A 25,858-nucleotide genomic window follows, 5' to 3' on the forward strand; every position below is an offset into this window, starting at 1 on the left:
GCGCCCGGGGCGCCGTGAGTGCACAACCAAAGGCGTCAGCCGCGCTGCACCCCGTCCGCGACGGCGCGCAGCTTGTCCGGGTTGGCCACGTTGTGGATGGTGACGATGCGCCCGTCAGCGCCGAGTTCGACTGTGAGGGTTGCGATCACGCGGCCCGAGGCGGAGAAAACGATGCCCGGCCCCCCGTTGATGTCGACGACTTGGGCTGTCATATCGGCGATCTCGACGCCTTCGTAGGGGCGCTTGGTGACGCCGGCGAGCCACGCGGCGACCTTGGCCATGCCCTCGACCGGACGCAGCGCCTGGCGCACCTTTCCGCCGCCGTCCGTCCACAGCGTGACATCGGGGGCGAGCAGTTGCATGAGATCGTTGATGTCCCCGCCGGTCGCCGCGGCGAAGAAGCGTTCGGTGACCGCGCGCTTCTTGCCGCGGTCGGCCTCGAACCGGGGCCGGCGCGCCTGCACGTGATTGCGGGCGCGGTGGCCCGCCTGGCGCACCGCGGCCTCGGAACGATCGACGGCCGAAGCGATTTCGGCGTAGCTGAAGTCGAACACCTCCTTGAGGACGAACACCGCACGCTCCAGGGGGCTCAGCGTCTCGAGTACGACCAGCATCGCCATCGACACCGATTCGGCGGCCGCGACGTCCTCCGCCGTGTCTTCGCTCGTGAGGATCGGCTCGGGAAGCCACGGGCCCACGTAGGTCTCCCGCTGGCGCCGAGTCGAGCGCAGCCGTTCCATCGACAGATTCGACACGATGCGGGACAGATAGGCTTTGGGGTCGGCGACCTGACCCCGATCGGCCGCCGACCACTTCAGCCAGGCATCCTGAACCACGTCCTCGGCGTCTGCCGCCGAGCCCAGGATCCGATAGGCGATGGCGAACAACAGTTTCCGATGTTCGACGAACGTGTGCTCGTCGGCGCTCATCGGGTGAAGCCCCCACCGCGCCGCCATGTCACGGCGCCCAGCGCCGGCAGCAGCTTGAGCAATCGGTAGGTCGTCCACGGACTGGCGCTCACCGTCTCCTTGTAGGCGACCGCCCACCGACCGGCCAGATAGAAACGCGACGCGCTGTCGTCGGGATGGGTGAACTGGATGACGCCGTCGTGGCGTCCCAGGCTCACCGGCTGGTGGACATAGCCGAAACGGAACCGCTTGGGCTGCTTGCCCTTCAGTTCCCGGACGATGTTGGCCGCGGCGTGCACCCCGGTCGGGATGCCGCTCTGGCAGGTGCCGTGCACGAGGCCATATCCTTGCCGAACCGCCGCGGCGTCGCCAACGACGTACACGTCCCGGTGGGACACCGAGCGCAGCGCCGCGTCGGTGATGATTCGGCCCCGCTCGTCGACGCGCAGGCCCGCGGCGGCCGCCAGCGGCGACACCCGCACACCCGTGGCCCACAGCACCGCGCCGGCCGGCACGACCTCGCCGTCGGCCAGGGCGACTCCGTCGGGCATCACCTTGACGATGTCGACACCGGAACGGATCCGCACGCCCAACCGCGCCAACCCGGCGTGCAGGCGGGCACGCGCCTTGGGGCCCATCATCGATCCGGGTGTCTGCCGGCTCAGCAGGACGACGTCGAGTTCCGGGTGCCGCTCGGCGATCTCGGCGGCCGATTCGATGCCCGTCAGGCCACCGCCGGCGACCACGACGGTCCCGGCGCCGAGCCGATCCAGCTCCTGGGCCAGCAAGCCGGCGTCGTGGGCGCTGTTGAGGGTGTAGGCGAATTCGTCGACGCCGGGCACTGCCTCGGTGTCGGCGACGCTGCCAAGGGCATACACCAGGGTGTCGTAGCCGATCACGCGCTCGTCGTCGAGACGGACGGTCCGCGCGTCGGCGTCGAGGCCGGTGACCCAGCCCTGGACGAACTCGACGCCGGTACCGGCGAGCATGTCCGGGATCTGAAGCTCGGCCAGCCGCTGGCCCGAAGCCGCCTGGTGCAGGCGCAACCGCTCGGTGAACCGAGCCTGCGGGTTGACCAGGGTGACGCGCACGTCGTCGCGGCCCTTGACCCGACGCGCCAAGCGGGCGGTGGCCGCCATGCCGGCATAGCCGGCGCCGATGATCACGATGTGCTTCATGATGCTGCCTTTCGCGAGTGAATGGGTGCTGACAACCAGCAGACGCATCCAGCGGTCGTGGATGTGACATCACGCGCGACAAAAAACCGGCACGCCGAACGGCGTGCCGGTTTTCGGGTCAAGCGCTAATCGTTCTGCAGATAACTGAGCAGACGCAGGATCTCGAGGTACAGCCAGACCAGCGTCACGGTCAGCCCCAGGGCGATGCCCCAAGCCGCCTTCTCCGGCGCCCCGGCGCGGATCATCTGGTCGGCCGCGTCGAAGTCGATGAGGAAGCTGAACGCCGCGATACCGATGCACACCAGCGAGAAGATGATCGCGATCGTTCCGCCGCTGCGCAGACCCAGGCCCGTGCCGCCGCCGACGTGGAACATTGCCAGCACGAAATTGCCGAGCATCAGGGCCAGCACGCCGAACATCGCGGCGACCAGCATCCGGGTGAACTTGGGCGTGACCCGGATGGCGCCGGTCTTGTAGACGACGAGCATCCCGAAGAACACACCGAAGGTGCCGAGCACGGCCTCCCCGATCAGGGCGCCGGCGTTGGCGGACGACACCGTGAAGTTCGCGAAGACGAACGAGACCGCGCCGAGGAACAGGCCCTCGAGGACGGCGTAGCTGAGCACGATCGCCGGGCTGTCCTGCTTGCGACCGAACGTCGCGACCAGCACCAGCCCCAAGCCGCCAAGCGCGCCGATCAGGGTGAGCGGCATCGCCAGCGCGAGATTGGACGCCACCAGGAAGTAGGAGACGATCGCAGCGACCGTCAGCACGCCCAGCGTGATGCCCGTCTTGGTGACGACGTCATCGATCGTGACCGGACGGGATACCTTGGCCTCCTGGTAGGGAGCCGCCGTGTAGGGGTCACCCTGGTAGTACCCCTGCTGCACCTGGGCCGCGCCAGTGCCGAATTGCGCGTACCCGCCGCGCTGCTTGGGCAGCGAGCGAAATACCGGGTTACTTGTCTCCCGCACTGTCGGATCCTCTCTGAAGACTGTGGCTTGGAGCTGTGCGAACACCTGCTCAACGATCAGCGACCCGCCCGGGTTCCCAGCGGAGCTGGGGTTTTGTCGATAATTCCGGGCTCGGACGTTCTCGTCCGGTTAAACATAAACCTTACCCGCGGGTACTGGGGCGGTAGTGACGATCTAGATTGCTGGTCGAGACTCCGACTGCCTTGTCGGGCAGCATTCTGGGTACGGATTTTCCGGCGATTAGGAGGCTAAGGCGTGGGCGTGACGGAGGAATCCGACGAGGTCCTTACCCGGGTCGACGGCGGCGTCGGCCTGATCACGCTCAACCGCCCCAAGGCGATCAATTCGCTGAACCAACCGATGGTGGACGCCCTGCGCGCGATCCTCACCCGCTGGGAAGCCGACGACGCGGTGCGCGCCGTGGTGTTGTCCGGCGCCGGGGACCGCGGGTTGTGCGCCGGCGGCGACGTTGTCGCCGTCTACCACAGCGCCCGCAAGGACGGCGTGGAGGTCCGCAAGTTCTGGCGCGACGAGTATCTGCTGAACGGCCAGATCGGGCGTTTCCCCAAGCCGTATGTGTCGTTGATGGACGGCATCGTGATGGGCGGCGGCGTCGGCGTCAGCGCGCACGGCACCGTTCGGGTGGTGACCGAGACGTCAAAGGTGGCGATGCCGGAGGTCGGCATCGGCTTCATCCCCGACGTCGGCGGCGCGTTTCTGCTGTCCCGGGCTCCGGGCGCGCTGGGGCTGCACGCCGCGCTCACCGGCGCGCCGTTTTCCGGGGCCGACGCCATCGCGATGGGATTCGCCGACCACTACGTGCCACACGGCGAACTCGACGCGTTCACCGCGGCGATCGTTTCCGACGGCATCGAGAGCGCGCTGGCCCGCTATGCCGTCGAACCCCCACCGAGTGAGCTTGCCGCACAACATGATTGGATCGACGACTGCTTCGCCGGCGAAAGCGTCGAAGACATCGTCGCGGCGCTGCGCGGCCACGGCGCCGGGCCGGCAAACGACGCCGCCAACCTGATCGCCACCCGCTCCCCCATCGCGGTGTCGGTGGCGTTGGAGGCGGTGCGCCGGGCCGCGAAACTCGACACGCTGGAAGACGTTCTGATCCAGGACTATCGGGTGTCGTCCGCGTCGGCGCGCTCGCACGACCTGGTCGAGGGCATCCGCGCGCAGATCATCGACAAGGATCGCAATCCGAAATGGTCGCCGGCGACGCTGGACGCGGTCAGCGCGGCCGACGTCGACGCGTACTTCGCGCCCGTCGACGACGACTTGAGTTTCTAGAAAGGCGGTTTGGATGACAGAGGTGACCTCTACAACCTACGAAACCATCCTGGTCGAGCGCGACCAGCGAGTTGGGATCATCACGCTGAACCGGCCCAAGGCCCTCAACGCCCTCAACAGTCAGGTGATGAATGAAGTCACCAGTGCGGCAACGGAGTTGGACAACGATCCCGGTATCGGGGCAATCATCATCACCGGGTCAGCCAAGGCGTTCGCCGCCGGCGCCGACATCAAAGAAATGGCCGAGTTGACGTTTTCCGACGCGTTCGAGGCCGACTTCTTCGCGGCCTGGGGCAAATTGGCGGCGATCCGCACCCCAACGATCGCCGCCGTCGCCGGCCACGCCCTGGGCGGAGGATGCGAGCTCGCCATGATGTGTGACCTGCTGATCGCGGCTGACACCGCGAAATTCGGTCAGCCGGAGATCAAACTCGGCGTGCTGCCGGGCATGGGCGGCTCGCAGCGTCTCACCCGGGCCATCGGTAAGGCCAAGGCCATGGACCTGATCCTGACCGGCCGCACCATCGACGCCGCAGAAGCCGAACGCAGCGGCCTGGTTTCGCGGGTGGTGCCCGCCGACGACTTGCTGACCGAGGCCAAGGCCGTTGCCACCACTATTTCGCAGATGTCGCGCTCGGCGGCCCGGATGGCCAAGGAAGCCGTCAACCGGGCCTTCGAATCGACGCTGTCCGAAGGACTTCTCTACGAACGCCGGCTCTTCCATTCGACCTTCGCGACGCACGACCAGTCCGAGGGCATGGCCGCATTCATCGAGAAGCGCACCCCCAACTTCACCCATCGGTAGGACGCTCCATGAGCGAAACGGGCTCTGTCACCAGTACCGAAGCCGACGACGAATCCGTCGCCAGCCCCGACGCCGAGGCGCCGGCCAGCGCGCACGGCACCGCCGAAGCGCCCGAGGGTATCCGAAAGCCTTGGTGGGTAAGGCATTACACGTTCACCGGGACCGCGGTCGGCCTCATCTTCATCTGGTTCTCCATGACGCCGTCGCTGCTGCCCCGCGGCCCGTTGTTCCAGGGGCTGGTCAGCGGGATCTCCGGCGCCATCGGCTATGGGCTGGGCGTCTTTTCGGTGTGGCTGGTTCGCTACATGCGTGAATCGAAGTCCAGCCCGCCGGCGCCGCGCTGGGCGTGGAAGGTACTGATCCCGATCGCCGTGATCGGCCAGGTGCTGATGGCGATCTGGTTTCACGTCTGGCAGGACGACGTGCGCGACTTGATGGGCGTGGCGCACCTGCAGTGGTACGACTACCCGATCGCCGCGGGGCTGTCGGTGGTGGTGCTGTTCACCGTCGTCGAAATCGGCCAGTTCATTCGCTGGCTGGTCAGATTTTTGGTGGGCGAAGTCGACCGGATCGCCCCCTTCCGCCTGTCGGTGACCATCGTCGTAGTGGTGCTGGTGTTCCTGACGGTCACCTTGCTCAACGGCGTCGTGCTCAAGTTCGCGATGCGCACCATGAACAACACGTTCGCCACGGCGAACAACGAGATGAATCCCGAGATCGCGCCGCCGAAGAGCCCGCTGCGATCTGGCGGCCCACAGTCCCTGGTTTCGTGGGAATCGCTGGGCCACCAGGGCCGCATCTTCGTCAACGGCGGCCCGACTATCAGCGAGCTGACCGCTTTCAACGGTGCGCCGGCCGCCGAACCGATCCGCGCCTACGCCGGCCTGACGTCCGCCGACGGCATCACGGCGGCCGCCGAGCTTGCGGCGCGCGAGCTGCAACGCGAAGGGGGCCTGCAGCGGCAGGTCGTCGCCGTCGCGACGACCACCGGCACCGGCTGGATCAACGAGGCGGAGGCCTCGGCGCTGGAATACATGTACAACGGCAACACCGCGATCGTGAGCGTGCAGTATTCGTTCTTGCCGAGCTGGCTGTCGTTCCTGGTGGACAAGGAGAACGCGCGGCACGCCGGCCAGGCACTGTTCGAGGCGGTCGACAGGCTTATCCGCCAAATGCCCGAAGGGCAGCGTCCCAAGCTCGTCGTGTTCGGCGAGAGCCTCGGATCCTTCGGCGGCGAGGCACCGTTCATGAGCCTCAACAACGTGCTGGCCCGCACCGACGGAGCGCTGTTCAGCGGCCCGACCTTCAACAACACGATCTGGACGGACCTGACGTCGACGCGCGACGCGGGGTCCCCGCAGTGGCTGCCGATCTACAACGACGGCAAGAACGTCCGATTCGTCGCTCGCCCAAGCAATTTGGCGCGCCCGGATTCGACGTGGGGTCACCCCCGCGTGGTGTATTTGCAGCACGCGTCGGACCCGATCGCGTGGTGGACGCCGGATCTGCTGTTCAGTGAACCGGATTGGCTGCGCGAAAGACGGGGATACGACGTGCTGCCGCAGACACAATGGATTCCGGTGGTGACGTTCTTGCAAGTCTCGGCGGATATGGCGGTCGCCGTGGACGTGCCCGACGGGCATGGCCACCGCTACGTCGCCGATGTGGCCGACGGCTGGGCCGCGGTGCTGTCACCGCCCGGATGGACGCCGGACAAGACGGAAAGGCTGCGCCCGCTGCTGCACGCCAGCGAGTGACTAGAGCCAGCGGCGACCGGTCGTCCCGGCGTCGGCCAGTCCGCCGGGGCGCGGGTCGACCGCGCCGCCGGCCAGCCGTTCCAGCACACCGGCACCCGCCAGCGCGTGGTAGCCGCCGATGACGTCGGTGGCGCGGAGCAGGCCAATATCGAGCAGCGCCGCGGCGGCCAGGCTGGACGTGTAGCCCTCCGAACACACGATCACCCATTCGACGTCGTCGCCGACGGCCTCCGGCAGCCGGGCGTCGCTGGTCGGATCGCAGCGCCATTCCAGGACGTTGCGCTCGATCACCAGCGCGCCCGGTATCTCACCCTCGCGGAATCGCTGCGCCTGCGGCCGGATGTCGACCAGCACCGCGCCGCGTCGCACCGCGTCGGGCACCTCGGCGGCGGGCAGGCGGCGGTACCTGCGCCGGGCGGATCTCAACACCACGTCGATGCGGCTCACTGCGGCCCCTCAGGTTGGTCGGTCAATTCGGTGCGCCGGCGGCGCAACCTGTTGGCATCGGTGACTTCGTAATACGACATCGCGGTCAGCGGCGGCGAGTAGGCGTGCACGCTCAGCGTCGGCTCGACCGGACCCTTGATCGTGCTCGCCGAGGCGGGCCCGGTGACGGCCCGGGGCGCCCACACCACGTCGTGCACCCAGCCCAGCGGGAACCCGGCCTGGTCGCCCGCGTCGAGACGGCGGCGCCGCAGTCCGCGTCCGTCCCAACGGAATTCGTTGAGCGAACCGGACAGCACGGTCAGTGCGCCGAGGGAACCGCCGTGGTCGTGCAGTTCGGTGGCCCGACCGGGGACCCAACTGATCAGCCAGACGTCCAGCTCGTCATCGCCGTGGATGCGGGTGAACCAGCGCTCGGCGTGCGGTATGCCCCCCTCGGGCAGCAGGTGGTCGCAGCGCCCGCTGAGCACGTCGTCGGCTGCCTGGTCGGTGGCGTGCAACAGGTCGGGGACCCGCAGCCGGGTGGGGCCGGCGGAGGGCGATGCGACGGTGTAGGGGCGCAACTCGATGGACGAGGGCAAAGACATTGGGGAGTGCTCCAGGGAGGACGGATCGGGACGAGCGGCGGCAAGTTAGGGCCGACAACACTCGCAAAATCCGAAGCGCTCCATCACGGCCGCCAGTGTTGCATAGATTGACATCGTGGGTTGGCGCAGTCGTTGGCTCCTAGGATGGGTCGCGGTCGTCCTGGCGGCCGGTTTGGTGACGGTCACCGGGTGCTCGCGCGGCGCCCATACCGGCGCGCCCACCTCGTCGTCGGCGCGGCCGTCGGGCATCCCCGCCGGCCCGGCCAGCGCGCCGCCGGGCGCCGTGGGTCTGTCCCCCACGGGCGTCACGACCAGGGTCGACGTCCCCGCGGATTCGACCGAGGAGGAGTACTACCAGGCCTGTCATGCCGCGAAAGAGTGGATGGACGGCCAGCCCAAGACGGGTCAGTCGCTGTTCGAGCCGTATCTGGCGATGGTTCAGGCCTCGCCATCGGGCACCGCGGGCAGCTGGAACATCCGGTGGGCGGAGCTGACCCTGGCACGGCAGGCGGCCCTGATCACCGCGGCGCGCGCGGCCGCCAACGACGAATGCGGGTAGCCGCGGCCGGCCTCACGCAATTCAGATCACGGGTGAAAAAACTGCCCACCCGGCCCGCTCGGGGCGCCTTCCGCCGCGCAAAATGAGGGAGTGCCTGGCGAAGTTGTCGACCGTCGATCAGCACCGATACGGGTGGCGTTGGCGCTCGGCAGCGGCGGCGCCCGCGGCTACGCCCACATCGGAGTCATCGAGGTGCTGGCCGAGCGCGGCTACGACATCGTGGGCATCGCCGGCTCGTCGATGGGCGCGATGGTCGGCGGTCTGCAGGCCGCCGGGCGCCTCGACGAATTCGCCGACTGGGCGAAGTCGCTAACCCAGCGCACGATCCTGCGGCTGCTGGACTTCTCCATCAGCGCGGCCGGCGTGATGCGGGCCGAGAAGATCCTGGACACCGTGCGCGACATCCTCGGCCCGGTCACGATCGAGGAACTGCCCATCCCCTACACCGCCGTGGCGACCGACCTGCTCGCTGGCAAGTCGGTGTGGTTTCAGCGCGGCCCGCTCGACGAGGCCATCCGGGCGTCGATCGCGATTCCCGGGGTGATCGCCCCGCACGCGATCGACGGGCGCCTGCTCGCCGACGGCGGCATTCTGGATCCGCTGCCGATGGCCCCGATCGCCGCGGTCAACGCCGATCTGACCATCGCGGTGAGCCTCAACGGCAGCGAGACCATCGTCAGCCGCGAGGAGGAGCCCGGCGCCACCGTCGAGTGGCTGAACCGCATGGTGCGCAGCACCTCCGCGCTGCTCGATGCCACCGCGGCACGCTCGCTGCTGGACCGGCCCGCGGCGCGGGCGATGCTGAGCCGATTCGGCGGCGCGGCCGCGGAACCGGATGCCTGGTCCGCGGATGCCGACATCGAACCGACCGCAACCGAACTCGACGCCCTTGCCGCCCTGGAGGCTCCCGAAGTGCCGAAGCTGGGCAGCTTCGAGGTGATGAATCGGACGATCGACATCGCCCAATCGGCGCTGGCCCGCCACACGCTGGCCGCCTACCCGGCCGACCTGCTGATCGAGGTGCCGCGCACGACGTGCCGAAGCCTGGAATTTCATCGGGCGGTGGAGGTGATCGCCGCGGGCCGCGAGCTGGCCACGCAGGCGCTGGACGCCTTCGAGCGCGAGGAGGACCAGCCGGTCCCACCCGCGATCGAGGGCTGAACGCGCTTAAGTCGCTTAGGCTCCCAGGAATTTCGCGACCGCGCGGGCCTCGCGCCGTCCTTGTTCGCGTCCGGCGGTTGCCGAGGGGATGCGGCAGCGGGGATCCAGCGCGTTGGGCCCGAAGGCCGCCAACGAGTTTGCGTCGGCGAACACGGGGAAGGCGGCGCCGGGGAAGGCCGCGATCTCGGCCGCCGGGCCAGGGCCGAACGGCGACGGGGTATCGACGCCCGAGGGCACCAGCACCACCGCCTCGTCGCAGTCGCGGGCGACGCCGAGGTTGACCGTGCTGCCGACCCCGCCGTCCATGTAGCGCCGGCCCGCGATCGTCACCGGCGGCCACGCTCCGGGCACCGCGCAACTGGCCGCCACCGCGTCGACGAGCTCGACACCCGACCGATTGTCGAAAACGACCAATTCCCCTGTCTCGGTGTCGATCGCGGTCACCCGCAACTGCCGGTCGGGCCAGTCGTGGGAGGGCAAGCGTTGCGCGATCACCTGGCGGCGGACCGGCTCCGCGACCGTTTCGGTCGTCAGCGCCACCGCTCCGATCCGCCGCAACTGCTGGCGGGTCTTGTCCGCCGTCTCGTCGTATGGTTCGGCGAGCGCGACCAGGAAGATCTCGGCGATGTCGTCGACGTTGACGCCGGAATCGATCTCGACGGATGCCGCGGCGACCTGCCGGTCGAACAGCGCCTCGAGCGTGCTCCCGCCGCTGATTTGGGCGGCGACCGCCGAGCCGGCCGAGGTCCCGACCAGCACGTCGGAATCCAGCAGCAGCCGCGCCGATTCCGGCGACTCGTCGGCGATACCCCGCAGAACACCTGTCTCCCAGGCGATTCCCGCTATTCCTCCGCCGGCCAACACGAGCGCGCGTTTGGTTGCCACGTCGACCCACTCTGCCAGCCGGCGCCGGGCGCGCCCGCGTCAGAGGTGGCTGGCCACGAAGGTCGCTGCCTGGCTTGGCATCCCGGACTGCTTGTAGGACAGGTGCGCCGCGGAGAACATTTCGTCATGCGTCGGCGGTGCCAGGGCCCCGCCCGGAGTGCAGATCGGATCGCCGGGCGCACACAAATCGATGGCCTTAGCCCCGTACCACGGGCTGACCGTGCTCACCGGCGCTCCTAGATATCTGTCCGATGGATTCCCGAAGAGGGCGAGCGCAGCAACATGATCAGCCACGTCCTGCGGCAGCGACGAGGGGACCAAACCTGCAACCTCTATTTGGGCGATGGTGATCAGATCGATCACCATCGCGCCTTGGGAATATCCACCCAGCACCAGCTTGGTGTTGGGACAGGTCGCGGCCATGGATTCGACATGAGCGCTCGCATCGCGGGCACCGGCGGATGCGGAAGGGCCAAAATCTTCGGTGGCGGGGTAGTTGACGGGATACACCCCGAGGGATCGACCCCCGATCTGCGAGCGCAGCGAGTCGATGAATGCCTGTCCGACCCCACCAACGCCGGGCGCTTCGGTGGTGGCGCGGGCAAACGTCACCTCGACGTCGGGGCAGGGCGCGGCGGACGCGGAGGCGACGAGTATCGGCGGGGTCAGCAGCGTCGCCCAGGTTGTCATCACCGCGGCAACCAGCAGACGTGCGAATCGACGTGCGCCCACGAGTTAATGCTGGCACATCGCGACCGATATGTACCGCCCTAATTTGCTGACCCAACGCCTGCCTTGCGTGCGTCATGCGCCGTGCGGGCACAAACAGCTACTCATAGCAACACGCCGGCGCGAAAGTACGCGCTCCTGGGGTTGCGCTTATACCCCTCTAGCACCTCAAAGGTGTCCTCGCAGTTCAAGTGCGTGTGGGCTTCTCGTCCTCGAAGCATGCGAAGAGATTCCATTCGCCCGGCAGGCCCTTGAGCGTGTGTGTACCGCGGGGCCGGAACACAAAGCCCGCGTTGCTCGCCAATGCCCGCGTCGTGGCCGACACCAGGATTTCGTCGGCCGTCGCCGCGCTGAGGATCCGTGCCGCTTCATGTACCGCGACGCCGCGCACGTCGTTCCCAACCAGTTCCACTTCTCCGACGTGTACACTCGCGCGGATCTGCAGGCCTTCCCGCCGAGCGGCCCGGCCGATCGCCGCAGCGCAGCGCAAGGCGCTTGCCGGCCCATCGAAGGTCGCGAGCAGTCCGTCTCCGGTCGTGTTGATCTCGTGGCCATGATGGCGTTCCAACGCGGCCCGCGTCGCCTCATAGTGTGCCGAGAGCACGTCTCGCCATGCGACATCGCCAAGTCGCTTTGCCGTCACCGTAGAGTCAACGAGATCGGTGAACAGCAGCGTGACCAGCGCCCGGTTCTGAGTGCCGATGAGCCGGAATCCCGCGAAGGCTCGCAACCCCGACCACTCGATTTGGATGCACGGCTCGTTCCCAAGCGTGTATCCGTCATGACCGGGCGGGATCTCGAATACGTCGTCCGGGCCGAACTGCAGCGTCGTCCCGTCGCGCATCGCGACTTCGAACCGGCCCGACACCACGATCCCTACGTGGCGCGCCTCGCACCAATCCCCGCCGACTTGTGGACGCACGTGCGTCGACCACCGCCATCCTGGCTGCGTCACGATCCGCCCGACAGTCAGGTCACCCACATCGACCTGCTGGACCTTGATCCCTTTGAACTCGAGTGTCTCGTCCGGACTCATCAGGTTCTTGACTCGAACCTCGCCCATACCCGCATTTTCACGCACCCCCCACAGACGGTCAATGATCACGAGATGCTGCCGATTAATTGTCAAGCCCGATTTGTAGTGGCTTCAGCGTCGGTACGGTGACCGGGCCGCTGAAGTCCCGGAATGAGCATCGGCACGCGGCGACGATATTCGCGATATTCGTCGCCGAGCGCCGCTGTGAGGTCGTGCTCCTCAATCTGCAGCGCTATCAGGATGTACCCGGTGGTCGCCAACGCGAAAAGCAGATGCCCTGCCGTCATCGTCGGGGCGGCCCAAAACGCGACAATGAAACCGAGCATGAGAGGGTGCCGGACGACCCGATACAGCAGTGGCGAACGAAAGCCCGTCTCGCTGTAGGGTTCTGCACGCCACGCCAGATAGACCTGACGAAGGCCGAACAGATCAAAGTGATTGATCATGAATGTCGAAGCCAGAACCGTGGCCCAGCCGAGCCAGAACAGGACCTGCAGCCCGATCCGGCCCGGTAGCCATGCGACGTCCCAGATGACCGCCGGCATCGTCCGCCACTGCCAGAACAACAGGAACAGAACCAAACTCGACAACAGCACGTAGGTGCTGCGCTCGATATTCTCAGGTATCAACCGCGTCCACCAACGCTTAAACGTCGGTCGTGCCATCACGCTGTGCTGCACGGCAAATAACGCGAGCAACACCGCGTTGACGACGACCGCCTCCCGAATCGACGCCGCGACACCATTGTCGATGCTGCGCGGCACAACAAGGTTGCCCACGAAGCCGATGGCGTATAGGAACGCCGCCAAAAAGACGAGATAGCACGTGGCGCCGTAGGCGATGGTGAGTGAGCGCTTCATTATGTCCTCCGTTTTCCGTTTCCTACGGTTCCTGGCCGTGCCGTTGTCGCGCCGGCGTCTCCGGGTTGCTTAGCGAATGTTCCAGCGCACCAGCCAATCTCGCTCCTCCTGCTCCTTTTCCACGTGATACGCCCGCGACGGGTCACGCAATGCGATCTGAGGCGCGGGCAGCGTCAGGAAATTACCCTCAGCCTTAGCGGACAGACCCCCGCCGATCTCGACATAACAGGCGCCCTCGCCGGTGAAGCGGGTGTCGGGCGCGTCACGGCCTAGATGGCGGGCCACCTGGTGCGCGACGATCTCGGCTTCGGCTCGGGCGAAGATCGCTGCCTTCGGTAGCGGTTTGCCGTTGGGCAGCTCAAGTGCGGTGACATCGCCGATCGCCCAGACATTCGGCGTCCTTGTGGCGAGAGTTTGCGGATCGACAGGGATCCAGCCGCCAGCGTGGAGTTCGGTCGACATCACCGCTGTTGCTGGTGACTGGTGTAGCGGAACCACCGCGAGGTGATCGAACGATTCAGTAGTTCCGTCCGCGAATTCCACGACGTGGTTATCCGGATGGATGCATGTCGCGGACTTATCACCATGGAAACCAATGCCTTTCGCTTCCATGATGGCGACTAGGGCTTCACCAACTTCCGGGCCGGCGACCGGCATCGGGAGCGCATCGGGGCTGAACGCGTCAACTCGCACCGCGCCGCTGGCATACCTAGCGCCTAATTGGTCGGCGATCAGGAACGCCGCCTCGAATGGTGCGGCCGGGCATTTGAACGGCGCACGGACGACCAGCACGATCACCCGTCCCGACTCCAGCGTCCCGATCGTGCGGTGCAGATCCGCGGCACCCTCGAGTGTGTAGAACTGGTCCGCGATACCAGATTCGAACGCCTCCGATAAACCTGGCAGGGCTGAAGCGTCGAGGGCGGCGCCAAGGGCGATCACCAAAGCGTCGTAGCGGACCGGGCTCGAACCGCGGCAGTGCACCGCCTGCTCGACGTCGTCGATGCGATCGACTTCCGCGGTCACCATCTGCACACCGGGAAGCGCCGCCGCCGTGGGTTTTACGCGCACTTGCTCCGCGGTCCGCCAGCCGCGCATCACCCACAGCAGCGACAACCCCAAGCCGCCGGTAAAGCTCCGGTCGACCAGCACGATCCGATCTTGGGTGGGTAGTACCTTGCGCAGCTCTGCGGCCGCGGTCAGGCCTCCGACGCCGGCCCCCAGGACGACAACGGTCTTGTTCATGGACGCTCACCTCCCGACGGAGTTGGTCAGACGTCGATGATCTGGTGGGACCGTCGCCGCGTGCTAAGATCTATACGATATTCCAAAGATTATTGGAGAAGCAAGATGGGAAAGCCGGCTGGTTCCAAAGCGGCACTTTTGGACGAGATCGCGCGGGTCGGTAAGGCGCTGGGCAACGGGCGCCGACTGCAGATCCTCGACTTGCTCGCTCAGGGCGAGCGCACCGTCGACGCGATCGCCACTGCGACGGGGATGAACCTGACCACCGCCTCGGCGAACCTGCAATCGCTCAAGGCCGGCGGTCTGGTCGAAACCCGTCGTGATGGCACCCGTCAGTACTACCGGCTCGCCGGAGAGGACGTGGGCCGGCTGTTTTCACTGGTACAGACAGTCGCTGAGGCGCACCTGGCCGATGTGGCCGTCGCGGCCGCCGCGGTGCTTGGTTCGCCCGAAGACGCCATCACGCGGCAGGAACTGATACGCCGCCTCGACGCCGGCGAGGTCACGCTGATCGACGTGCGACCGCATGAGGAGTACTCAGCCGGGCACATTCCCGGCGCGATCAGCATGCCCCTCGCCGAGCTGGTAGACCGACTATCCGAACTGCCGGCCGGCCAGGAGATCGTCGCCTACTGCCGCGGCGCGTACTGTGTCATGGCACCCGAGGCCGCTCGCATCGTGAAAAGCGCTGGGCGCGTGGTGAAACGCCTCGACGAAGGCATGCTCGAATGGCGCCTCGCTGGACTGCCGGTAGAGGAACCCACGGGGCAAGCAGGCTGACACGTCATTCTTGGCGACCGCGGCTAGGGATCACCGAACGACGATGCCACGACGTCTCAACCGCGTATCATCGTGACGCGCCATAGCCGACGAGGCAGGTCTCCTTCTTCGAAGGCATACACCTCGTTAAGCGTCCAGCCCTCGGCCAAAGCCTCGACCAGCTGCCGGTTGAAGAAGTGCACAACGAAGCCACCATGCTCGAAAGTGTTGTCTCCGTATGCTTTTCCGGCACCGCAGTGGGCGTCGCCGGTGTGGCGCACAGTGTAAACGAGTATCCCGCCAGGCCGCAGCACGCGCCGGACCTCGCTGACGACGGCGTGTATCTCGGTCGTCGACAGGGCCATACACAACGCCATGTGCGCGAACACCGCATCGACGGCGCGGTTTTCTAGGGGGAGGGGCTCGCGCATGTCGTGCACAACTGTCGACAATTGCGCCCCTACGCCTTGGGCTTGGGCTACTCCGCGGATTCGTTCGATCGCAACATCACTGAAGTCAATAGCCGTCACCGTGAAGCCTTCTCTGGCGAAATACATGGCATCGCGGCCGTGACCGGCAGCCAATTCCAGCAGCCGCTTGACGCCAGCGGCCTTAAACAGATTCGCTGCGTACACCGCCGGGGCTGACGGCGCAGACCCGTACATGTCGGGGTGTGCTCGATAAGTGTCTTGCCAGTGTCGGCGCTGCAACGCGCACAGCTCGCGTGCTGACAAACTCGCGCATCGACCGAGTTTCCGCGGGTCCGGCAAGGCATTCTCCAACTATCCTTGGAATAGCGTAGAAGTTAGCGTACCGGCCCCCGAGATTACAACTTGGTTCCCGATATGTACCGCCCTAATTTGCGTGACCCGGCGTCAGGCTAGCCGCCGGGTGCTCGGGAGGGCGTGCTGCGCGGCCTGGACCGGCCCGCTCAGATCCTCCCGCCGGAGCGGATGTTTCGGCGGGTCGGGCAGCACCACGCGGCGCTCGACCCGCAACGCGGCGTCGACGTGGACCAGCTCTCCCGAATCCAGCAGACGCCAGCGGGGGTCGTCGTCCATCGGTTCGGACGCGAACACCACCGATGCCCGCGTGCACAGATGTTCCGACCGCGCGTGAATTCGCTTGGTGCGTAGGTCGAATTCGGGCGGCGCGGTTCGGGATTCGTCGGGCCGTTCCAGGATGTACAGCTCATGAGTCTCCGGGTACCGCAGCGCCCACATGTCCGTCGCCGTAGTCAGCAGCACATTGACCGCGTAGATCGGCACGTTCGACGCGAGCCACTTCGTCGCATCGACCAGACCGGCCGTCACCTCGCCCCCGTGCGCGCGGATCGAGGCGGTGATCAACGCGAACACCCGCTCGGAATCGGTGTCGCCCAGGAACAGGTCGTCGGTGCCGACCTCGCGCAGCCGTTCATCGAGGGCGTCCAGGCCCTCGAGCACTCCGTTGTGGGCGAAGATCCGCCCGTCCTGCAGGAACGGGTGGGTATTGCGGAGGTCGAGCGAACCGGTCGTCGCGTAGCGAACGTGCGCGATGAAGGTCGTCCCGGTCAGCCGGTGTGCCTCAGTGGCGAAGGCGGCGTCCTGCCAGGCCGCGATGGGTTGCTTGTGCAGCCGGGGCCGGGCGTGCTCGTCGAAGACGCCCAGGCCCGTGCCGTCGGGGTTCGTTCTGCTCTGCTCGGCCAGGCTGTCGGGGGCGTCCAGCAGCCAAAACGTCGCGGTGCACGCGTGCGTCCCGGCGTGCAGGCCGAAGAGTCGGCACATGACGTCAGGCCGTCAGCGTCGTCGCGAGATCGCGCAGCGCTTTGCGCGCGTAGCCCTTCCACAGGGAGCCGAATAGCGGGAGCAGCCACGAGGTCAGCGGCGACTTGGAATGGATGGTCCAGCGCCAGGTCACCTCGGTTCCGTCGGGCGCCGGGGTGAAGAGCCATTCGCCTTCGACGTGGTCGACCAGGAGCGCCATTGGGCCGGTGACGTTGGTGAGCCGGTAGCCGAACGAGCGGGGCGCGTCGATGCTGGTCAGTTCCTCGCGCGTGCTGCCCCCGCCGGCGAGCAGGACGGTGCGGGTCTGGCCGGCCGCATCCCACGCGCCCGTCTGCTCGCGCACCTCCTTGACGGGCGGGAAGGGCCCGTGCCAGCGCTTGAAAATCTCCGGGAGCGGTGCCGGCAGCGTGTTGTGGAACGCCTGCTCGGCGGGGACGGGGATGACGAGGGATTCCTCGACGACGAGCGAATGTGCCATGGTTGCAATGCCTTTCAATTGTCTGCCCGCAGGGCTGCGGCAGCCCGGCCGGTGAAGAGCGGCAGATCGAAGAAGCTTTGGATGCCCGCCGGTGCGGCGCACGTCGCGGGGATGGCGTTGACGCAATGCGCCGCGGTCGCGACGATACCCGGGTTACTTTTCAGCCCGGCCTCCACGCTCTCCGGTTGCCAGCCCTTGACCGTCACAAAGGCGTTCGGGTTGCCGTGCACTTCGATCTCGTAGCGCTCGCCCGCGGGCCCGAAAGACCAAGGCGGATCGAGGTTTTCCTCCCCCATCAGCCAGTTCACCGTGATCTGAACGACCACCTTGTCGCCGACGACGGCTTCCCAGTGGAAGCGACGCCCGGCGACCTGTCCCGGCTCGATCGGGCCGATGGGCGAATCGATCGGCGCGGTCGCGACCGTGACCTCCTGCGAAGAGCGGATCTCGGGGTCGGCGGCAAAGCCCAACCGGTCGACGCACAGCCGCACCGACTGAAGGAAACCGCCGTCGAGCAGCTTCTGCATCGGCCCGGTCAACGCGCTGTCCGGCGTCCCGCCGAAACCCATCACATAGCGCAGCACATCCGGGGCGCCGTAGGTACGCAGGTCCGAAAACTCTTCGGCGCGAACGAAAGTCACTCCGGTGGACATCATGGTGAACAGCAAGGGAAACAGCTCGGTGGCCGCCCCGGGGCCGATGCCGGCGCCGTGCAGCGTCGCGTTGCCCGCCTGCGCGGCGATTTCCAGCGGGGCACCCTCCTTTTCGCTCGGGTAGAACCAGCCGAGCGGGGTGACGACGTTTTTCCCCGACCGCAGCAGCGCGGCGACCTCGTCGGCGTTGGGCATCAGGGGTGCGTAGATCACCGCGTCGGCGTCCAGCGCGAGCACGTCGTCGACGTCGTTAGTCGTGGTCACGCCGAGCGGCGACGTGCCGATGATCTCACCGACGTCCTTGCCCGCCTTGGCTTCGGAATGCACCCAGCACCCGACGAGTTCGAGCTCGGGATGATCCAGCACGCCGTTGATCGCCGCCACACCGACCGACCCGGTTGCCCATTGAACGACCCGCAGTCCCATGGACTCGTTCTACACCATCGGCGCGGGCACCGGTCAGTCGCGCGCCTCGATCACCTGGTAGGCGTTCTCGGCGTAGCGGGACCGAATGGTCTTCTTGTCGTATTTGCCCACGCTGGTGCGGGGTATCTCGTCCGCGAAGGCCCACCGCTCGGGCAGCCACCAGCGAACAACCTTGTCCGAGAGGAACATTCGTAGATCGCCCGCCTCGACCGATGCGCCTTCGTTGAGCACGACGACGGCCAGCGGCCTTTCCTGCCAGCGCTCGTCGGGCACACCGACCACCGCAGCCTCCAGCACATCGGGATGCCCGATCAGGCAGTTCTCCAGCTCGACGGAGGAGATCCATTCGCCGCCGGACTTGATGACGTCTTTGGCCCGGTCGGTCAGGGTCACGAAGCCCTGCTCGTCGATTCGGCCGACGTCGCCGGTGCGCAGCCAGCCGGAGTCGAACTTGGAGTCGTCGCGCCCCAGGTAGTAGGAGCCGGCGATCCACGGGCCGCGGACTTCTACCTCCCCCACCGCGTCGCCGTCGTTGGGCAGCACCTGCCCGTCGTCGTCGACGATCCGCATCTCCACACCGCACACCGGTTGCCCTTGGGTCGCGCGCAACTTCCAGTGCTCGTCTTCCGGCGTGCCCAGCGGGGGCCAGGCCATCGTGGCCAGCGGCGATGTCTCCGTCATGCCCCACAGCTGCCGGATCTGGACGTCGTGCTTGTCTTCGAAGGTGCGCATCAGCGACAGCGGCACCGCCGAGCCGCCGCAGGCCACCAGGCGCAGCGACGACATGTCGTGCGCTGGGTCCTTCTCGAGGTGATGCAGCACGTCGTTCCAGATGGTCGGCACCGCGCCGGCCACGGTGGGCCGCAGCTCCTCGACCATGCCGATCAGCGACCGGGCGTCGAGGTGGCGATCGGGTAGCACCAAGTCGGCGCCCGCCATCAGCGCCGCGTAGGGCAGGCCCCACGCGTTGGCGTGGAACATCGGCACGACGGGCAGCACGCGGTCGCTGGATCCGATCCCTATCCCGTTGGTCGTGCAGGCCGCCATCGTGTGCAAGAAGCTCGAACGGTGGCTGTAGACAACGCCTTTGGGGTTGCCGGTGGTGCCGCTGGTGTAGCACATCGCGGCGGCCGACTTCTCGTCGATCTGCGGCCAGTCGAACTCGGTCGACTCGCCGTCGAGCACCTCGGCGTAGCGCAGCACGTTCTTGCCCGATTCGCTCAGGGGCGCCGTGTCGCCCTCGCCGACCGCGATCACCGTGTGAACGGTTTTCAGCTCGCCCAGCACCGGCCCGAGGAGTTTGGCCAGGGACATGTCGACCAGCACGACCTGGTCTTCGGCCTCGTTGGCGACGTACGCGATCTGCTCGGGAAAGAGCCGGATGTTGAGGGTGTGCAGCACGGCGCCCATCGACGGCACGGCGAGGTAGGTCGCCAGGTGTTCGGCGTTGTTCCACATGAACGTCGCGACGCGCTGGTCCCCGGCGACGCCTAGGCGGCGTAGCGCGTTGGCCAGGCGGGCGGCCTGCTGACCCAGCTCGCGGTAGCTGATGTGCCGATAGCCGGCGTCGGAGGCGGTCGTGACGGTGCGTCCTCCGTGGACACCGCAGCCGTGTCGCATGATCGCGGCGACCGTCAGCGGAAAGTCCTGCATCGTGCTGTCCATCGATGTACCGCCTTACGGGTCTCGGCGCAGCACCGCCTGATGATCAATCGGGCGAATGCTATCGCCGCGCGCAACGATGAGAAATGGGTTCCCCCGACAACGCGCGTTTACCCGTGCCCTGCGGCCGCGCGGCTAGGCGAGCGCCGGCTCGTAGTGCAGCAGCTCGGGCGTGACCCAATCGGTCGGGATCTGCGTTTCAGGCGCCTCGGTCTCGGTACCCAACGCGACGATCGCGGCGACCGCCGCCAGGGTGACCCGGCCCGAGTAGTCCGCGATGTAGAGGTACTTCGCGTCCGGACTTTCGACCACGCACGATGGTTGATTGGCCCCCGTCACGGTGCCGACAACGTCGTGGGTCAGTGTGCAGAGCACGGCGATGCCGTCCTCGCTGACCAGGTAGGCGCGGTCGCCGTCGCGACTGAGCGTCAAACCGGTGAGAGTGCCGCCGATCTCGCCGAGCTTGCGCGTCCCGACGATCTTGCGGGTCGCGGTGTCGACGACGTCGAGCACCGCGCCCAACCCGGGATCGCAACTGGCCACGTAGGCGACGGCGCCGTTGGGAGAAAGCGCGACGTCGCGAACGGGCAAACCGATGTCGACGGTGCCCAGGAGGCTCAATCCGGTCTGCCCGGAGTCGCCGCGCGTGCCGATCACGATCAGCCGACCGCCGGCCGGCCCGTCGGTCCCGACATACAGGCGGTCGCCGTCAGGGCTGACGCGCACGCATGCGGCGGAGGTTCCCGGCGCGGTTGCGATGTCGAGCGCCTCGACGTCGCCGGTCGTGGTGTCCAAGGCGGCGACGTCGGCGCCGCGGGCGGCGTTTCGGCTGATGTAGACGTGCCTACCGTCGGGGCTGACCGCCAGATCGGTGACGCTGAGCGCCACCGGGTGGGTCGCAACGACCGCGCCGGTGGGCAGGTCGATGACCGCGATCGAGTCGTATGCGGCCGACACCGCGCTGACGTAGGCACGCTCGGCGTTCTCGCTGCCCACGGCGATCGTGAATGGCTCGTCGAGGCCCGCGATGGTCTCCACCACCCGGCAGGAGTGGGTGTCGATGACCGAGACGCTGTCGTTGCCGTAGTTGGTCACCAACAGCCGGGTGCCATCGGAGCTGGTCGCGATGCCGCTGATGGGACCCTCATGCACGGCGACCTCGACGACGATCGGGAAACCGGGCGCGTTGCCGAGCTCGAGGACCGGGCGATCCAGGCCGTCATGGGCGGCCGTGGGGCCGTTGACACTGGTCATGCTGGTACCGCCTTTCGTCGGCATCCACGCGCGCGCAAGCTCTTGACGAGCGCTGTGCGCCACACGGGATTAACCGGATTCCAGCACCGTTTAGGTGACTGCTTTCGTCAGAGTTTAGTCACGGAATATCGGTGCAGAAGCGGCTAATTCGCGAGCTGTTACACACGTCACGCCGGCCACTCAGGCTGCGCTTAGATTGCGATTGCCGGTTATCCGCCAGCCTATGGCGCAGCGAACATTGCGTATCGCTTCCAGCAGTTGTTTTGGTAGGGATCGCTAACGCTTGGCGCGCCCGCGTCGCCGGGCGTCGAGTAAGAAATTCTTATAATTAATCTTAAAACGAGGCAAACGTCACATTTATGCGTTGTCGCGTGTCGTTAGCCGAACAATTACCTAATCGCGGGCAGGGTCGAAACGGGATGCCGCGCAGCAGATTTCCCGCTCGACACACGCGAGTGCAGCGAAAAGCATTGTCCCGGTAGCGCTTAAAGCGCCTCGTGGTCGCGCTCTCCGGTGCGGATGCGAACCAGACTGTCCACCGGGCAGACCCATACCTTGCCGTCGCCGATCTTGCCGGTGCGGGCCGCTGTGACGATGGCTCCAACGACTCGTTCGACATATTCCTCGTCGACCACGACGTCGACACGGGCCTTCGGGACGAAATCAACGTTGTACTCGGCTCCGCGGTAGACCTCGGTGTGCCCGCGTTGCCTGCCGTACCCCTGGACCTCGGTAACGGTCATGCCCAGCACGCCGGCGGACTCAACGGCGTGCTTGACCTCGTCTAGTGCGAAGGGCTTGACGACCGCAGTGATCAGCTTCATGGTCAATCATCCACTGGCTCAGCGGGATTGGAGGGTACCGCCTCAGCCCGCGTTGTCACTAACTGCTCGACGTGCCGACCCGTGACAAGCGTTTCGTCGGGGTAAGCCTCTTCGTCGTGCACTCCGAGGTCGCCGGTTTCCAAGACCTCGTCGGGCAGCCGCAACTTCATAAAGAGGCCAAGGACTCTCAGGATGACGAACGTGACGAACGCGTCCCAGGCGATGACAGTGCCCGCCGCGCCGAGCTGGATCAATAGCTGTTTCGGGTGATGGCCCCACAGCCAGCCCGACATCGACACGTCCTGCCCTGTACTGCCACCCAGGTAAACGATGATCTTCGGGTCGGCGAGTACCCCGACGAGCAATCCGCCCGCCAGGCCCGCGACGCCGTGGGTGTGGAACACACCCAGAGTGTCATCGACCTTCTTGAAGAGCCTGGCCCTGCCGAGCCAATTCCAGGACATCCAGACCAGCGAAGCGGCGACCACGCCGATGATCAACGCGCCGAAGCTGTTGACGTAACCGGCTGCCGGGGTGATCGCGACCAGGCCCGTGATCATGCCGTTGATGGCGCCGAGGAACGTCGGCTTGCGCTGCTTGCTCGCGAAAATGTCCCACACCACCCAGGTGATGACCCCGACGGCGGTGGCCAGGTTCGTGTTGATCACGGCCAGCGACGCGTTGGCGCCGGAGAAGTACATGTCGCCGCCGTTGAACCCGTTCCAGCCCAGCCACAGGATGCCCGCACCGATCGCTGCCAGTGGCAGGTTGTTGGGCACTGCTCGTTCCCGGTCTCGGGCCAGCCTGGGCCCGATGACCGCCGCCGCGACGAAACCACTTGTGCCGGCGGCGAGGTGGATCACATAGCCACCGGAGTAGTCCATGGCGGCGTGCGGGGCTTGCGCCCACCAGCCGCCACCCCACAGCAGGAACGCGTTGACCGAATACGCGAACGTCGACCACAGCGGCACGAAGATCAGCCAGACCTTGAAGTTCATCCGACCGACCACGCTGCCCAGGAACAGCAGTGGGGTGATCGCCGCGAACGCAAAGTGGAAATAGGCCAGCGTCGTCTCAGAGAAGCGGAACTTGGGCATCGTCCCGTCAAGGAGCGGAATCACCGCCTGCTGCTGGTTGGCCGAGCCCAGGATGGTGTGGGGCTTGCCGACCGCGGCCTGCAGGATGCCCGGCCCGAGCTTCAGCGGCTCGCCGAAGCCCATCTTGAAACCCCACAGCACCCACACGACCAGCACCAGCGAGAACCCGGTGAAGGCCATCAGCATGGTGTTGACGGCCCACTTCTTCTGGACGATGCCGCCATACAGGACGGCGATTCCCGGAATGCTCATCAGGCCGACCAAGGTCGCGGCCACTAGCTGCCAGGCGTTGTCTCCGGGATTTAGCCAGTCGGGATAGGGCAACATGGTTCAGACACACCCCAATTCGAGCCGTCGGGCTTTAAATCAGCTGCGGTGCGAAGTGACGCCGTAGACGGGTGAAGCGTCGAATGAAAATGTTTCGACCGTGTGTGCGGCGGTTTAAATATTCATTTCGGTTCGCGTCGCGATGCCTTAGCTGAACTGAGTTTGCGGCCGGGACAGGGCGGCGTCGTCGACCGTGATGTCGAGCTTCTCGTTGTAGAACGCCACCAGGCCGGCGATCTGGCCGACGGCCGGCAGCGGGTAATGGTACGTCCACGCGAGGTCGGGATGCACCGTGTCGCCGGCCCGCACCGACCAGTAGCCCGACGTCACGCCCTTGTACGGGCACAACGTCTGCGTCGGGCTGGGCTCCAGATGCTCGAAGGCGATGTCGGTCGGATCGATGTAATACCGTGTGGGTAAACCGGTTTCGAAGAGCATCACCGGCGATCGGGTGTCGGCCAGCACCAACCCGTCGAGTTCCACCCGCACGTGCCGGTGTGAGCGCAACGCGTCGACCCGGGAATACGGATTGCGCGGGTGGCCGTAGATCGGCTCGTCTTCCTCGAACCACCGCAACGGATTCCATTCGAAGCGCACGGTGCCCGCCACTGGGCTGGCGCCGTCGGCGTCGAATACCCGCGCGGCGGATTGGTAGGTTTGGTCCGCGCCCACCAGCGAGTGCAGCCGCGACGGGCCCATCTGCACCGTCTGCGGATGGTTCTCGTCGCGCAGGAATCCTTCGCGGACGTCGGCCAACGGCACGTAATACGCTGGGTAATAAGGCAATTCCCACACATAACGTGCCGAGGTGGTGTCGAATACGAGTTCGTGGCCGAGGAAACCCCGGACCCGGCGGGGCGCGGGCTCGATCCGGCCGCGGCTGGCGGCCATTTGCGGGAAGGCGCCGTGCCCGATGTCGTTAGCCATGGGACACCTACTGATCCTTCGACGCCAGCCCGGCCGGAGCGTGGGCGATCGCTTTGTGTATGGCGTCGGCCAGCTTCAGCGCGCTCTCCTCGGTGAGCTCGAGGGCGACCCGCGCCGACGGACCCAGCGCCGGATTGAGGATGTCGATGTTGACCGTGTGGCCGTAGGGAGCGTGCACGGGGTGATCGACATAGACCGTCGCGCGGTCGGCGCCAAACCATCCGGTTGCGCCCTTGCCGCTGCCGTCGATCGCGACGTGTTCGGTGAGATATGTGCACATGACTTGGGACACCTAGCCTTTCAGGTGGGTGGCGAAGAATTCGTCGATGCGTTGCCAGCCGTCGACCGCGGCCTCCACCCGGTACGCCGGGCGGTCGACGGAGAAGAACGAATGGCCGGCGCCCTCGTAGGAGTGAAACTCGTGTGGCTTGTCGTATTTGGCCAGCTCGGCATCGAGGATGGCCACCGCCGGCGGCGCCGGGTACCTGTCGTCGAGCCCGAATAGGCCCAGCAGCGGGCAACTCAGCTTCGGCGCCAGATGCAGGATCGGTTGCATGGCCTTGGGCATGCCCTCGGGCAGGTCCTCGACGATGAACGCGCCGTAGCAGTCGACCGCGGCGTCGAACGGCAGCGAGCAGGCCGCCAGGAACGCATGCCGCCCGCCTGAGCAGTGCCCGATGACACCGAACTTCCCGTTCGCGCCCGGCAGGGTGCGCAGGTGCTCCACCGCTCCGGCGACATCGCCGACCAGTCGTTCGTCGGGCACTCCGCCCGCGGCCCGCACCGTCGCGGCGGCATCGTCGGGCGCGGCGCCCGGGGCCTCGCGGGAATACAAGTTCGGGGCCACGGCGTGATAGCCATTGACCGCGAGTCGGCGCACGAACTCCTTGGTCTCCCGGTCGTAGCCGGGCATGTGGTGGATCCAGACGATCCCGCCGCGTGATCCCTCGGCGAGCGGGCTCGCGCGGTAGGCCTCGATCTCGTCGCCGCCGTGGCCGGTGATGGTGATCGTTTCGGCGCGAATGGCATCTGGGCTGAACGCATTCATCGCGTGCTCCTCGCTTGGCCGCAAGTTGCGGGGCGCGCGGCCCGTCTCGAGTCGCCCCGCCTTCACCAACGTATCCGACTCGCGGCGCGGCGCGGCTCCCTCGCCGAAACATAAGCCGCTGCGACGTTTTCCGGGGTGGATTCAAGGTTTGGTTGCAACAGGGGTTTGTGGTGGGGCTGACAGTAGTCGATCGAGGATTTGGCCGGGGCT

At 66.6% G+C, this 25,858-nt stretch carries 27 protein-coding genes; 6 read left to right on the forward strand and 21 right to left on the reverse strand.

The window, feature by feature from the left end; genetic code table 11:
• Nucleotides 1-35: 35 nt before the first annotated feature.
• The 3 genes from A5736_RS02185 to A5736_RS02195 form a co-directional block, all read right to left on the reverse strand.
• Nucleotides 36-929: an RNA polymerase sigma-70 factor gene (locus A5736_RS02185; RefSeq protein ID WP_139333081.1), complete on the reverse strand. Its 894-nt coding sequence runs from the start codon at nt 927-929 to the stop codon at nt 36-38.
• Nucleotides 926-2,086, reverse strand: a complete 1,161-nt coding sequence (locus tag A5736_RS02190; protein WP_076244305.1) for an NAD(P)/FAD-dependent oxidoreductase — start codon at nt 2,084-2,086, stop codon at nt 926-928. The genes A5736_RS02185 and A5736_RS02190 overlap by 4 nt, the downstream gene beginning before the upstream one ends.
• A 125-nt stretch (nt 2,087-2,211) precedes the next feature.
• On the reverse strand, nt 2,212-3,060 hold the full coding sequence (locus A5736_RS02195) for a Bax inhibitor-1/YccA family protein (protein ID WP_076061815.1): 849 nt from the start codon (nt 3,058-3,060) through the stop codon (nt 2,212-2,214).
• A gap of 261 nt (nt 3,061-3,321) precedes the next feature.
• Between A5736_RS02195 and A5736_RS02200 the strand changes: the two genes are divergently transcribed.
• From A5736_RS02200 to A5736_RS02210, 3 genes are read left to right on the forward strand one after another with little or no spacing between them, the layout of a single operon-like run.
• On the forward strand, nt 3,322-4,359 hold the full coding sequence (locus A5736_RS02200) for an enoyl-CoA hydratase/isomerase family protein (protein WP_076244307.1): 1,038 nt from the start codon (nt 3,322-3,324) through the stop codon (nt 4,357-4,359).
• 13 nt (nt 4,360-4,372) lie between these two features.
• A complete protein-coding gene (locus A5736_RS02205; RefSeq protein ID WP_076127602.1) occupies nt 4,373-5,164 on the forward strand; it encodes an enoyl-CoA hydratase in 792 nt (263 codons plus the stop codon).
• An 8-nt stretch (nt 5,165-5,172) separates the two neighbouring features.
• Complete coding sequence (locus A5736_RS02210) at nt 5,173-6,921, forward strand: alpha/beta-hydrolase family protein (RefSeq protein WP_076244277.1); 1,749 nt, start codon at nt 5,173-5,175, stop codon at nt 6,919-6,921.
• Here the strand turns inward: A5736_RS02210 and A5736_RS02215 are convergent, their stop codons facing one another.
• Entirely contained in the window at nt 6,922-7,368 is a 447-nt protein-coding gene (locus A5736_RS02215; RefSeq protein WP_076244279.1) for a rhodanese-like domain-containing protein, read from the reverse strand.
• The gene (locus A5736_RS02220) at nt 7,365-7,952 is read right to left on the reverse strand and encodes a cysteine dioxygenase (RefSeq protein WP_076127596.1); all 588 of its coding nucleotides are present in this window, start codon (nt 7,950-7,952) and stop codon (nt 7,365-7,367) included. The genes A5736_RS02215 and A5736_RS02220 overlap by 4 nt, the downstream gene beginning before the upstream one ends.
• A gap of 115 nt (nt 7,953-8,067) precedes the next feature.
• Between A5736_RS02220 and A5736_RS02225 the strand changes: the two genes are divergently transcribed.
• Both A5736_RS02225 and A5736_RS02230 read left to right on the forward strand, forming a co-directional pair.
• Complete coding sequence (locus tag A5736_RS02225; RefSeq protein ID WP_076244281.1) at nt 8,068-8,511, forward strand: lipoprotein LpqV; 444 nt, start codon at nt 8,068-8,070, stop codon at nt 8,509-8,511.
• A gap of 90 nt (nt 8,512-8,601) precedes the next feature.
• Nucleotides 8,602-9,672, forward strand: coding sequence for a patatin-like phospholipase family protein (locus A5736_RS02230; protein ID WP_175611163.1), 1,071 nt, complete (start codon nt 8,602-8,604; stop codon nt 9,670-9,672).
• A gap of 15 nt (nt 9,673-9,687) precedes the next feature.
• On the opposite strand, the gene A5736_RS02235 is transcribed toward A5736_RS02230, so the two are convergent.
• From A5736_RS02235 to A5736_RS02255, 5 genes are all read right to left on the reverse strand, one after another.
• Nucleotides 9,688-10,557, reverse strand: a complete 870-nt coding sequence (locus tag A5736_RS02235; protein ID WP_076244283.1) for a patatin-like phospholipase family protein — start codon at nt 10,555-10,557, stop codon at nt 9,688-9,690.
• Between the two features lie 39 nt (nt 10,558-10,596).
• Complete coding sequence (locus tag A5736_RS02240) at nt 10,597-11,289, reverse strand: cutinase family protein (protein ID WP_305800065.1); 693 nt, start codon at nt 11,287-11,289, stop codon at nt 10,597-10,599.
• Between the two features lie 184 nt (nt 11,290-11,473).
• Nucleotides 11,474-12,349, reverse strand: coding sequence for an adenylate/guanylate cyclase domain-containing protein (locus A5736_RS02245; RefSeq protein WP_076127587.1), 876 nt, complete (start codon nt 12,347-12,349; stop codon nt 11,474-11,476).
• 62 nt (nt 12,350-12,411) lie between these two features.
• Nucleotides 12,412-13,182, reverse strand: coding sequence for a methanethiol S-methyltransferase (mddA, locus tag A5736_RS02250; RefSeq protein ID WP_076127585.1), 771 nt, complete (start codon nt 13,180-13,182; stop codon nt 12,412-12,414).
• Nucleotides 13,183-13,251: 69 nt separating this feature from the next.
• Nucleotides 13,252-14,427 (reverse strand): NAD(P)/FAD-dependent oxidoreductase, encoded by a 1,176-nt coding sequence (locus tag A5736_RS02255; protein WP_076244285.1) that lies wholly within the window; start codon nt 14,425-14,427, stop codon nt 13,252-13,254.
• A 105-nt stretch (nt 14,428-14,532) separates the two neighbouring features.
• Here A5736_RS02255 and A5736_RS02260 point away from each other — a divergent pair, with 105 nt between their 5' ends.
• Nucleotides 14,533-15,207, forward strand: coding sequence for a metalloregulator ArsR/SmtB family transcription factor (locus A5736_RS02260; RefSeq protein WP_076244287.1), 675 nt, complete (start codon nt 14,533-14,535; stop codon nt 15,205-15,207).
• Nucleotides 15,208-15,263: 56 nt separating this feature from the next.
• On the opposite strand, the gene A5736_RS02265 is transcribed toward A5736_RS02260, so the two are convergent.
• The 11 genes from A5736_RS02265 to A5736_RS02315 form a co-directional block, all read right to left on the reverse strand.
• Nucleotides 15,264-15,821: a class I SAM-dependent methyltransferase gene (locus A5736_RS02265; RefSeq protein WP_254848270.1), complete on the reverse strand. Its 558-nt coding sequence runs from the start codon at nt 15,819-15,821 to the stop codon at nt 15,264-15,266.
• 240 nt (nt 15,822-16,061) lie between these two features.
• Entirely contained in the window at nt 16,062-16,952 is an 891-nt protein-coding gene (locus A5736_RS02270; protein ID WP_076244291.1) for a class II glutamine amidotransferase, read from the reverse strand.
• Nucleotides 16,953-16,956: 4 nt separating this feature from the next.
• A complete protein-coding gene (locus A5736_RS02275) occupies nt 16,957-17,430 on the reverse strand; it encodes an SRPBCC family protein (protein WP_076244293.1) in 474 nt (157 codons plus the stop codon).
• Nucleotides 17,431-17,444: 14 nt separating this feature from the next.
• Nucleotides 17,445-18,509 (reverse strand): dihydrodipicolinate reductase, encoded by a 1,065-nt coding sequence (locus A5736_RS02280; RefSeq protein ID WP_076244295.1) that lies wholly within the window; start codon nt 18,507-18,509, stop codon nt 17,445-17,447.
• 33 nt (nt 18,510-18,542) lie between these two features.
• Complete coding sequence (locus A5736_RS02285; RefSeq protein ID WP_076244297.1) at nt 18,543-20,174, reverse strand: long-chain fatty acid--CoA ligase; 1,632 nt, start codon at nt 20,172-20,174, stop codon at nt 18,543-18,545.
• A gap of 132 nt (nt 20,175-20,306) precedes the next feature.
• Nucleotides 20,307-21,425 (reverse strand): YncE family protein, encoded by a 1,119-nt coding sequence (locus A5736_RS02290; protein WP_076244299.1) that lies wholly within the window; start codon nt 21,423-21,425, stop codon nt 20,307-20,309.
• A 485-nt stretch (nt 21,426-21,910) separates the two neighbouring features.
• The gene (locus tag A5736_RS02295; RefSeq protein WP_076127567.1) at nt 21,911-22,249 is read right to left on the reverse strand and encodes a P-II family nitrogen regulator; all 339 of its coding nucleotides are present in this window, start codon (nt 22,247-22,249) and stop codon (nt 21,911-21,913) included.
• 2 nt (nt 22,250-22,251) lie between these two features.
• Nucleotides 22,252-23,673, reverse strand: coding sequence for an ammonium transporter (locus A5736_RS02300; protein WP_083667105.1), 1,422 nt, complete (start codon nt 23,671-23,673; stop codon nt 22,252-22,254).
• Nucleotides 23,674-23,820: 147 nt separating this feature from the next.
• Complete coding sequence (locus tag A5736_RS02305; protein WP_076244300.1) at nt 23,821-24,600, reverse strand: DUF427 domain-containing protein; 780 nt, start codon at nt 24,598-24,600, stop codon at nt 23,821-23,823.
• A 7-nt stretch (nt 24,601-24,607) separates the two neighbouring features.
• Nucleotides 24,608-24,880 carry a DUF6295 family protein gene (locus tag A5736_RS02310; protein ID WP_076244311.1) on the reverse strand — a complete coding sequence of 91 codons (273 nt, stop codon included), beginning with the start codon at nt 24,878-24,880 and terminating at the stop codon, nt 24,608-24,610.
• A 12-nt stretch (nt 24,881-24,892) separates the two neighbouring features.
• On the reverse strand, nt 24,893-25,648 hold the full coding sequence (locus A5736_RS02315) for a dienelactone hydrolase family protein (protein WP_076244312.1): 756 nt from the start codon (nt 25,646-25,648) through the stop codon (nt 24,893-24,895).
• Nucleotides 25,649-25,858 lie beyond the last annotated feature (210 nt).

The sequence above is a fragment of the Mycobacterium sp. SP-6446 genome (assembly GCF_001954045.1).
In the GTDB taxonomy this organism is placed as follows: Bacteria; Actinomycetota; Actinomycetes; order Mycobacteriales; family Mycobacteriaceae; genus Mycobacterium.

What these genes read in the sequence shown, in the direction of transcription:
- A5736_RS02190 (WP_076244305.1), bottom strand. Translation starts at nt 2,086, where the DNA reads ATGAAGCACATCGTGATCATCGGCGCCGGCTATGCCGGCATGGCGGCC.
- A5736_RS02275 (WP_076244293.1), bottom strand. Translation starts at nt 17,430, where the DNA reads ATGGCACATTCGCTCGTCGTCGAGGAATCCCTCGTCATCCCCGTCCCC.
- A5736_RS02260 (WP_076244287.1), top strand. Translation starts at nt 14,533, where the DNA reads ATGGGAAAGCCGGCTGGTTCCAAAGCGGCACTTTTGGACGAGATCGCG.
- A5736_RS02255 (WP_076244285.1), bottom strand. Translation starts at nt 14,427, where the DNA reads ATGAACAAGACCGTTGTCGTCCTGGGGGCCGGCGTCGGAGGCCTGACC.
- A5736_RS02210 (WP_076244277.1), top strand. Translation starts at nt 5,173, where the DNA reads ATGAGCGAAACGGGCTCTGTCACCAGTACCGAAGCCGACGACGAATCC.
- A5736_RS02295 (WP_076127567.1), bottom strand. Translation starts at nt 22,249, where the DNA reads ATGAAGCTGATCACTGCGGTCGTCAAGCCCTTCGCACTAGACGAGGTC.
- A5736_RS02305 (WP_076244300.1), bottom strand. Translation starts at nt 24,600, where the DNA reads ATGGCTAACGACATCGGGCACGGCGCCTTCCCGCAAATGGCCGCCAGC.
- A5736_RS02310 (WP_076244311.1), bottom strand. Translation starts at nt 24,880, where the DNA reads ATGTGCACATATCTCACCGAACACGTCGCGATCGACGGCAGCGGCAAG.
- A5736_RS02285 (WP_076244297.1), bottom strand. Translation starts at nt 20,174, where the DNA reads ATGGACAGCACGATGCAGGACTTTCCGCTGACGGTCGCCGCGATCATG.
- A5736_RS02205 (WP_076127602.1), top strand. Translation starts at nt 4,373, where the DNA reads ATGACAGAGGTGACCTCTACAACCTACGAAACCATCCTGGTCGAGCGC.
- A5736_RS02270 (WP_076244291.1), bottom strand. Translation starts at nt 16,952, where the DNA reads ATGTGCCGACTCTTCGGCCTGCACGCCGGGACGCACGCGTGCACCGCG.
- A5736_RS02300 (WP_083667105.1), bottom strand. Translation starts at nt 23,673, where the DNA reads ATGTTGCCCTATCCCGACTGGCTAAATCCCGGAGACAACGCCTGGCAG.
- A5736_RS02315 (WP_076244312.1), bottom strand. Translation starts at nt 25,648, where the DNA reads ATGAATGCGTTCAGCCCAGATGCCATTCGCGCCGAAACGATCACCATC.
- A5736_RS02185 (WP_139333081.1), bottom strand. Translation starts at nt 929, where the DNA reads ATGAGCGCCGACGAGCACACGTTCGTCGAACATCGGAAACTGTTGTTC.
- A5736_RS02280 (WP_076244295.1), bottom strand. Translation starts at nt 18,509, where the DNA reads ATGGGACTGCGGGTCGTTCAATGGGCAACCGGGTCGGTCGGTGTGGCG.
- A5736_RS02245 (WP_076127587.1), bottom strand. Translation starts at nt 12,349, where the DNA reads ATGGGCGAGGTTCGAGTCAAGAACCTGATGAGTCCGGACGAGACACTC.
- mddA (WP_076127585.1), bottom strand. Translation starts at nt 13,182, where the DNA reads ATGAAGCGCTCACTCACCATCGCCTACGGCGCCACGTGCTATCTCGTC.
- A5736_RS02220 (WP_076127596.1), bottom strand. Translation starts at nt 7,952, where the DNA reads ATGTCTTTGCCCTCGTCCATCGAGTTGCGCCCCTACACCGTCGCATCG.
- A5736_RS02290 (WP_076244299.1), bottom strand. Translation starts at nt 21,425, where the DNA reads ATGACCAGTGTCAACGGCCCCACGGCCGCCCATGACGGCCTGGATCGC.